General features: G+C 68.3%; 5 protein-coding genes. 2 read left to right on the forward strand and 3 right to left on the reverse strand.

The annotated features are described in order from the left end of the window. The 3 genes from ACAM49_RS37010 to ACAM49_RS37020 all read right to left on the reverse strand — a co-directional run. On the reverse strand, positions 1–890 hold an 890-nt coding region (locus ACAM49_RS37010), incomplete at its 3' end, for an extracellular solute-binding protein (protein ID WP_369640187.1). Between the two features lie 112 nt (positions 891–1,002). Next, a complete protein-coding gene (locus ACAM49_RS37015; protein ID WP_369640188.1) occupies positions 1,003–1,134 on the reverse strand; it encodes a hypothetical protein in 132 nt (43 codons plus the stop codon). Beyond that, positions 1,131–2,504 (reverse strand): OFA family MFS transporter, encoded by a 1,374-nt coding sequence (locus tag ACAM49_RS37020; protein ID WP_369640189.1) that lies wholly within the window; start codon positions 2,502–2,504, stop codon positions 1,131–1,133. Before ACAM49_RS37020 ends, ACAM49_RS37015 begins: the two co-directional genes overlap by 4 nt. Positions 2,505–2,920: 416 nt before the next feature. Between ACAM49_RS37020 and ACAM49_RS37025 the strand changes: the two genes are divergently transcribed. Both ACAM49_RS37025 and ACAM49_RS37030 read left to right on the forward strand, forming a co-directional pair. After that, on the forward strand, positions 2,921–5,101 hold the full coding sequence (locus ACAM49_RS37025) for a SulP family inorganic anion transporter (protein ID WP_369640190.1): 2,181 nt from the start codon (positions 2,921–2,923) through the stop codon (positions 5,099–5,101). A 192-nt stretch (positions 5,102–5,293) separates the two neighbouring features. Further along, positions 5,294–7,501, forward strand: a complete 2,208-nt coding sequence (locus tag ACAM49_RS37030) for a SulP family inorganic anion transporter (RefSeq protein ID WP_369640191.1) — start codon at positions 5,294–5,296, stop codon at positions 7,499–7,501. Positions 7,502–7,633 lie beyond the last annotated feature (132 nt).

The following is a 7,633-nucleotide window of genomic DNA, read 5'->3' on the forward strand; positions in this document are numbered from 1 at the left end:
GGGATTTGTTGGGCCTCGGGGGTGAAGAGGTAGTCCACCAAGGCTTTCGCGGCGGCGGGGTTGTGGGTGGTGTTGAGGATGAAGACGGGGCGGGGGGTGATGATGGTGCCGGAGGCGGGGGTGATGACGCGTAGGGGAACGCCTTTGGTGGCGGCGTCGTAGGCGGAGTAGTCGACGCCGCCGAGGATGACGGCGAAATTGCCCGCGGTGATCTCGTCGAGCGCGGGGCCGTTGCCGCCGCGGACGGTCATGCCGTTGTCGAAGAGGGAGTCGAACATGGCCCAGGTGCGGGGTTTGCCCCAGGCGCTGACCATGGCGGCGATCAGGTCGCGGGCGGTGCCGGATTCGCGCGGGTCCGGCATGATCGCCTTGCCGCGGAATTCGGGGGCGGCCAGGTCGGCCCAGTCATTGGGCAGGCGCGGGGACAGTTTGGTGTTGACCACCATGGTCAGCGCGGAGCCGTCGCGGCCGATGAAGCCGTGGTCCTTGCCGATCCAGCCGTCGTGGATGCGGTCGGCGCCGCGCGGGGTGTAGGGCAGGGTGCGGCCGTCGAGGTCGTACTGGGCGGCCGGGGTCCACGACGCCAGGTAGACCACATCCGCGAGCGGGCGCGTGCCCTCCTTGTCGAGTTTGGCGGTGATCTTGCCGGTTTCGCCGTTGAAGACATTGACCTTCACCTCGGACGCCTTGGTGAACGCCGCGAGCAACTCGTCGGTGAGGTCCTGCGGATTGGCCGAGTACAGCGTCAGTTCTCCGGACAGACCGGGCGGCGGCGTCCACGAACTGGTCGCTGCCCGGGTCGAATTCGACTCGGAGTGCCTGCCGCAGGCGGCGGTCGCGAATGCCGACGCGACGACGGCCGCGAGAAAAACGCGGCGGGGGAGCGACATTCCGCGAAGCCCTTTCTGAAGATCGGTCGCGGAAGAGTAGGCAGCCGCCCCCACCCGGCGGGGGAGCGCCGGGTGAACAACCGGTGAATCCTTGGCCGAACAGGTTTAGAGCTCAGTGGAAGAGCTTGAGCAGATTCACGATCAGACGATCCACTCCGTAGGCGAAGGGCACGGCCACCCACACCCACGCGAAGATCAGCAGCGGCAGCCGCCGCGGCGGGGATTGGACGGCGGGCTCGGTCATTGCTCTGCTCCCTCCGGCGCGACCGCCGACTCCGCGGGCGCGCGATGGTATTTCGCCGCCACCGGCCGGATCAGCTCATTGGCCAGGAATCCGACACACAGCAGGGCGATCATGATGGCGAACGAGGTGCCGTAGAGCGCGGGCCCGGTCTTACCGTGGCGCGCACCGGAATCGGCGATGGCATTGACGATGAGCGGCCCCGCGACTCCGGCCACCGACCACGCGGTCAGCAGCCGCCCGTGGATTGCGCCGACCTGATAGGTCCCGAACAGATCCTTGAGATAGGCCGGGACGGTGGCGAATCCGCCGCCGTAGAACGACAGCACCACCATCGCGCCGAGAATGAACACCGGCTTGCTGTCGCGTCCCACGAACCACACCAGCGCATACGCCAGCGCGCCGACACCGAGGTAGACCCGGTACATGTTCTTGCGGCCGATCACATCCGAGAGCGAGGACCAGCCGATCCGCCCGCTCATGTTCGCCGCCGAGAGCACCGCCACGAAACCCGCTGCCGCCGTGGCGGTCACCGGCGTCGAGGAGTGCTTGAAGAAGTCCACCACCATGGGCGTGGCCTTCTCCAGAATCCCGATGCCCGCGGTCACGTTGAAGCACAGCACGATCCACAGCAGCCAGAACTGCGGCGTCCGGATGGCGTCATTGGCGGTCACGTCGTGGCGGCTGATCAGCCGGGTCGCGGTGACCGGGGGAGTCCATCCGGCCGGACGCCACCCCGGCGGCGGCACCCGCACCAGCAGCGGGCCCAACGACATGAACACCGCGTACACCAGGCCCATGACCAGGAAGGTCTCCGCGATCCCGGCCCGGTCCTTACCGAAATCCGAGAGCAGCTCGGTGGTCCACGGCGAGGCGATCAGCGCCCCGCCGCCGAACCCCATGATCGCGAAACCCGTTGCCATGCCCGGCCGGTCGGGGAACCAGCGGATCAGCGTCGACACCGGCGAGATGTATCCGATGCCGAGCCCGATCCCGCCGACGAACCCGTAGCCGAGCACGATCAGCCAGTACGCGCCGGTGGCCGCGCCCAGCGCCGAGAGCAGCAGTCCGGAGCAGAAGCACACCAGCGACACGGTCATGGCCCAGCGCGGTCCGCGCCGTTCCACCAGCGTCCCGCCGAAGGCCGCGGACAGCCCCAGCATGACGATGGCCAGCTGGAACGGCAGGGCGCTGCCGGTGCCGGAGATGTGCATGGCCTTCTCGAGCGGCGGTTTGAACACGCTCCAGGCGTAGGCCTGCCCGATGGCCAGATGTATCGAGAGCGCGGCGGGCGGCACCAGCCAGCGGCTCCAGCCCGGCGGGGCGATGACTCTGGAATATCCCGGGGTGCCCGGGCCGATGACTGCGGTCATGCTGATCTCCACGGCTAGCTTGTGGTGATCATAGGAGCCGGGGCCGATCGTGAGGGTGGTTACGGGACAGCGGTTTTCGCGGCTGTCGAGCGGAATTCGGCGATCGGTTGCCGGGGTGTTGACGGCCCGCCTCGGTGGTCAGATGACCAGTCGAGGTGTTGCATCCGATGGTGAGCTGTGTCACAGTTTGATAGCGGATCGCCTCAATTGCCGCAAACGCTTTTCATTTCCTTTGCATTGTCTTTACGCTTACCGGCGATCTGCCAAGCGTCGTGGTTCTCCAGCCTCGCCCGCCGCTGCCTCTCGATGCCAGTACATGTTGACCGATGAACCGGACGGCTCCGCCGTGCCGGCGAAGGAGAGATATGTCCACCGACACCGATCAGCCTCCACGGACGTTGCTTCAGCCTCCACGGATGTTGTTTCCCGGCATGGCCACCGTGCTGCGCCATGATCTGCCCGCCTCGCTCGTCGTCTTCCTGGTCTCCCTGCCGCTGTCCATCGGCATCGCCGTCGCCGCGGGCGCGCCGGTCGCCGCCGGACTCATCGCCGCCGTCGTGGGCGGGGTGGTGGCCGGACTGCTCGGCGGCTCGACCCTGCAGGTCAGCGGGCCCACCGCGTCACTGACCGTGGTGGTCGCCGAATCCATCAACCAATTCGGCTGGGCCGCCACTTGTTTCATCACCATCCTGGCCGGCGGCCTGCAAATCCTGTTCGGGCTCAGCCGGATCGCGCGCGGCGTGCTCGCCATCGCGCCGGTCGTGGTGCACGCCATGCTCGCCGGGATCGGCATCGTCATCGCGCTCGAACAGGTGCACGTGCTGCTCGGCGGGGATTCGCTGACCTCCTCCTGGGACGCGATCGTCGCGCTGCCGCACCAGCTGACCTCGGTGCACGCCGGTGACCTGTGCATCGGACTGGTCGTGATCGGCATCCTGGTCGGCTGGCGATACCTGCCCGAACCCGCGCGCCGGGTGCCCGCCGCGCTGGTCGCCGTCATCGTCGCCACCCTGCTGGCCCATGTGCTGCCGGTGCGGATCGAGCGCATCTCCATCGACGGCTCGCTGCTGCGGGAACTGCACCTGCCGCAGGTGCCGCACGGCAGCTGGGCGCAGGTCGCGCTGATGGCCGTCACCATCGCGCTCATCGCCAGCGTGGAGACCCTACTATCGGCCGTGGCGGTGGACCGGATGCGCCAGAATGCCGCGCGCCGAACGGATCTGGACCGCGAACTGCTCGGCCAGGGCGCGGCCAACATGGTCTCCGGTCTGATCGGCGGGCTGCCGGTGGCGGCGGTCATCGTGCGCAGCATCACCAATGTCAAAGCGGGAGCGCGCAGCAAGGCTTCGACCATGCTGCACGGGCTGTGGATCCTGCTGTTCTCGGTGGCGCTGGTGGGGGTGGTGCGCTCGATTCCCAAGGCCGCCCTGGCCGGATTGCTCATCGTGGTCGGCATCCAGCTGATCAAGCTGGCGCACATCCGCCGCGCCCAGCGCACCGGCGATCTGGTGGTGTACGCGGCCACCGCGTTCGTGGTGGTGTTCTGGAATCTGTTGCTGGGCATGCTCGTCGGGCTCGCCCTGGCCTTCGCGCTGCTGCTGTGGCGGGTGGTGCGGGTCAGCGTCAGCGCCGAGGAGATCGACGCGGGGCGCTGGCAGGTGTCCGTGGACGGCAGCTTCACGTTCCTGGCGCTGCCCAAGCTCACCGCCGAATTGCACAAGGTGCCCGCCGGTGCGGACGTCGTGGTCGAGATGATCGTCGACTTCATGGACCACGCCGCCTACGACGCCCTGCAGGACTGGGTGGAACAGCATCGAAGTGAAGGCGGCACAGTCGAATTCGTGGAGGCGGGCGCGGTGCGGATGGCCGACGCCGCCGACGGACCGGCCGCGCGCGGGCATTCGCGGCACCTGCTCGATCAGGCGCTGGGCCCGTGGCGCCGCACCGCCAACGACGTGGACCGCATCGTCGCGGGCGTGGCGGCCTATCACCGCAGCCACGCGCACGTCATGCGGCCCCACCTGGGTGTGCTGCGCGACGGTCAGGAACCCGACTCGCTTTTCGTCACGTGCGCGGATTCGCGGATCGTGCCGAACGTCATCACCAGCAGCGGGCCGGGTGATCTGTTCACGGTTCGCAACGTGGGCAACCTGATTCCGCGCGATGCCAAGGACGCGTCCATGGAGGCCGCGCTCATCTACGCCCTCGACAAGCTCGATGTCCGCTCGGTGGTGGTGTGCGGGCACTCCGGCTGCGGGGCCATGGGCGCGCTGCACAGCGAGCTGGTCACCGGCTCCCAGCTCGACGACTGGCTCGCCTACGCCCGGCCCAGTCTCGAGCGCTTCCGGCACGGGCATCCGGTCGCGGCGGCGGCCGCGGCGGCGGGCTTCGGGCCGGTCGATCAGCTGGGCATGGTGAATGTCGCGGTGCAGCTCGAGACGCTGTACGCGCATCCGGTGGTGCGGCGCGGCGTGGAGGAGCGCGGGGTCGTGCTCTCGGGCCTGTTCTTCGATATCGCGACCGCGCGCGTGGTCGAGGTCACGGTGGACGGCATCGGTGAGATCGACGGTGCGGGGCGGGTGGCGCAACCCGCCTGACGGTTGGGGCGCAGGGGCCTCGAGGGGTGTGAGCCATAACGGTTCACACCCCTTTAACTTTGTGGCGCAGGTTTTCTCAGGCTTTGCTAAGTCTTTACTCTTAGCCTTGCCTTTGCTCGTCCGGTGAGTCTGCGGCCAAAGCCGTCCGCAGCCTTTATTCGATGCCCCTGCACACGCTCGCCAAGGAGCGATATGTCTCGCGACACCGATTCACCGCCAGGCAGAACCGCCGGCAGATTCGATTCTCTGCTGCGCCACGATCTTCCTGCATCCCTTGTTGTCTTCCTCGTCGCCTTGCCGCTCTCGCTCGGCATCGCGGTCGCCTCCGGCGCGCCCATCGCCGCCGGACTCATCGCCGCCGTCGTCGGCGGTGTGGTGGTCGGCCTGCTCGGCGGATCCCCACTGCAGGTCAGCGGCCCGGCCGCCGGCCTGACCGTGGTGGTGGCCACCACCATCAGCGAATTCGGCTGGAAAACAGCCTGTTTCATCACCGTGCTCGCCGGTGGTCTGCAAATCCTGTTCGGGCTCAGCCGAATCGCGCGCGCGGCCCTGGCCATCGCGCCGGTGGTGGTGCACGCCATGCTCGCGGGCATCGGCATCACCATCGCGCTGCAGCAGCTGCACGTGCTGCTGGGCGGGTCCTCGCACAGTTCGGCCTGGCAGAACCTGATTCAGCTGCCCGGTGAGCTGGGCAATCTGCACGGCGACGACTTCTTCATCGGACTCGTCGTCATCGCCATCATGCTCGCGTGGAAGTACGTGCCCGGGAAGCTGAGGGTGCTTCCGGGCCCGCTGGTCGCCATCGTGATCGCCACCGTGGCGTCGCTGGTGCTGCCGGGTGCTCCCGAGCGAATCGTGTTGAGCGGCTCGCTGTTCGACGCCATCGGACTACCCGGACTGCCGTCCGGCGACTGGGGTGCGGTCGTGCTCGCGGCACTGACCATCGCCCTGATCGCCAGTGTGGAGAGCCTGCTGTCCGCGGTCGCCGTGGACAAGATGCACACCGGGCCGCGCACCAACTTCGACCGGGAATTGGTCGGACAGGGTGCGGCCAATATGGTCTCCGGCGCGCTCGGCGGTCTGCCGGTCACCGGCGTCATCGTGCGCAGCGCCACCAATGTGCAGGCCGGAGCCCGCTCCCGGGCCTCGGCGTTCCTGCACGGCATCTGGATCCTGGTCTTCTCGGTCGCACTGGTCGGCCTGGTGCAGCAGATTCCGAAATCGGCGCTGGCCGGTCTGCTCATCGTGGTCGGCATGCAGCTGGTCAAGATCGGGCACATCAAGCTGGCCAAGCGCACCGGTGACCTGCTGGTCTACGTGGTGACCGTGCTCGGCGTGGTGTTCCTGAACCTGCTGGAAGGCGTCATCATCGGCCTGGCTCTGGCCTTCGGCCTGCTGCTGTGGCGGGTGGTGCGGGTCGTGGTCAACGCCGCACCGGTGGCCGGGACCGACCGCTGGCTGGTCAGCATCGACGGCACCTGCACCTTCCTGGCGCTGCCCAGGCTGTCCTCGGAACTGTCGAAGGTGCCCACCGGCACCGATGTGCTGGTCGAGATGAGCGTCGACTTCCTCGACCACGCCGGCTACGAGGCCATCCACGACTGGGCCCGCCAGCACGAAAGCACCGGCGGCACCGTCGAATTCGTGGAACTCGGCACCGCGCACATGGCGCACGCCCTGGACGGCCCGCCCGTCCGCGGCCGCGCCCGCACCATGCTCGACGATGTGCTGCGGCCCTGGCGCGCGGGCGACGGCAATCCGATCGCCAAGGGCGTGGCCGCCTTCCACCGCCGCAACGCCCACGTGGTGCGCCCGCACCTGGACGAACTGCGCGACACCCAGAACCCGCACTCGCTCTTCCTGACCTGCGCGGATTCCCGGATCGTGCCGAACGTGATCACCAGCAGCGGACCCGGTGACCTGTTCACCATCCGCAATGTCGGCAACCTCGTGGTCCCCGGCGGCCGCGACAGCTCGATCGAGGCGGCACTCGCCTTCGCCATCGACGAACTGGGCGTCGACAATGTCGTGGTCTGCGGCCACTCGGCCTGCGGCGCCATGAAGGCGCTCATCGCCGGCGGCCCCACCGGCCCCGGCCTGGGCAACTGGCTCGTCCACGCCCGCCCGAGCCTGGACCGCTTCCACCCCGACGACCCGGTAGCCTCCGCAGCCGCCCGGGCCGGTTTCGGTGTCGCCGACCAACTCTCGATCGTCAACGTCGCCGTCCAGGTGGAAACCCTGCGCTCCCACCCGGTGGTCCGCCGCGCGATCCACGACCGCGGCCTGAAGGTCTCCGGCCTCTTCTTCGACATCGGCCCCGCCCGAGTCCTGGAAGTAACCCCCACGGGCATCGCCGAAATCGACGCCCCCGAACTAGCCGGCCTGGCCCACACCCACTGAGCGGGTCCACCCCGCCATCACCGATATCGAGAATGCACTGGCGTAGGCATTTCCCGAGAGGGGGCCTACGCCAGTGGATTCTCGTCGGGAGTGTCGGAGTGCTCGGGAGTGTCGGGGGCGGGAATGGGGGTG

Source organism: Nocardia sp. JMUB6875, from assembly GCF_041154655.1.
Taxonomy (GTDB): Bacteria; Actinomycetota; Actinomycetes; order Mycobacteriales; family Mycobacteriaceae; genus Nocardia.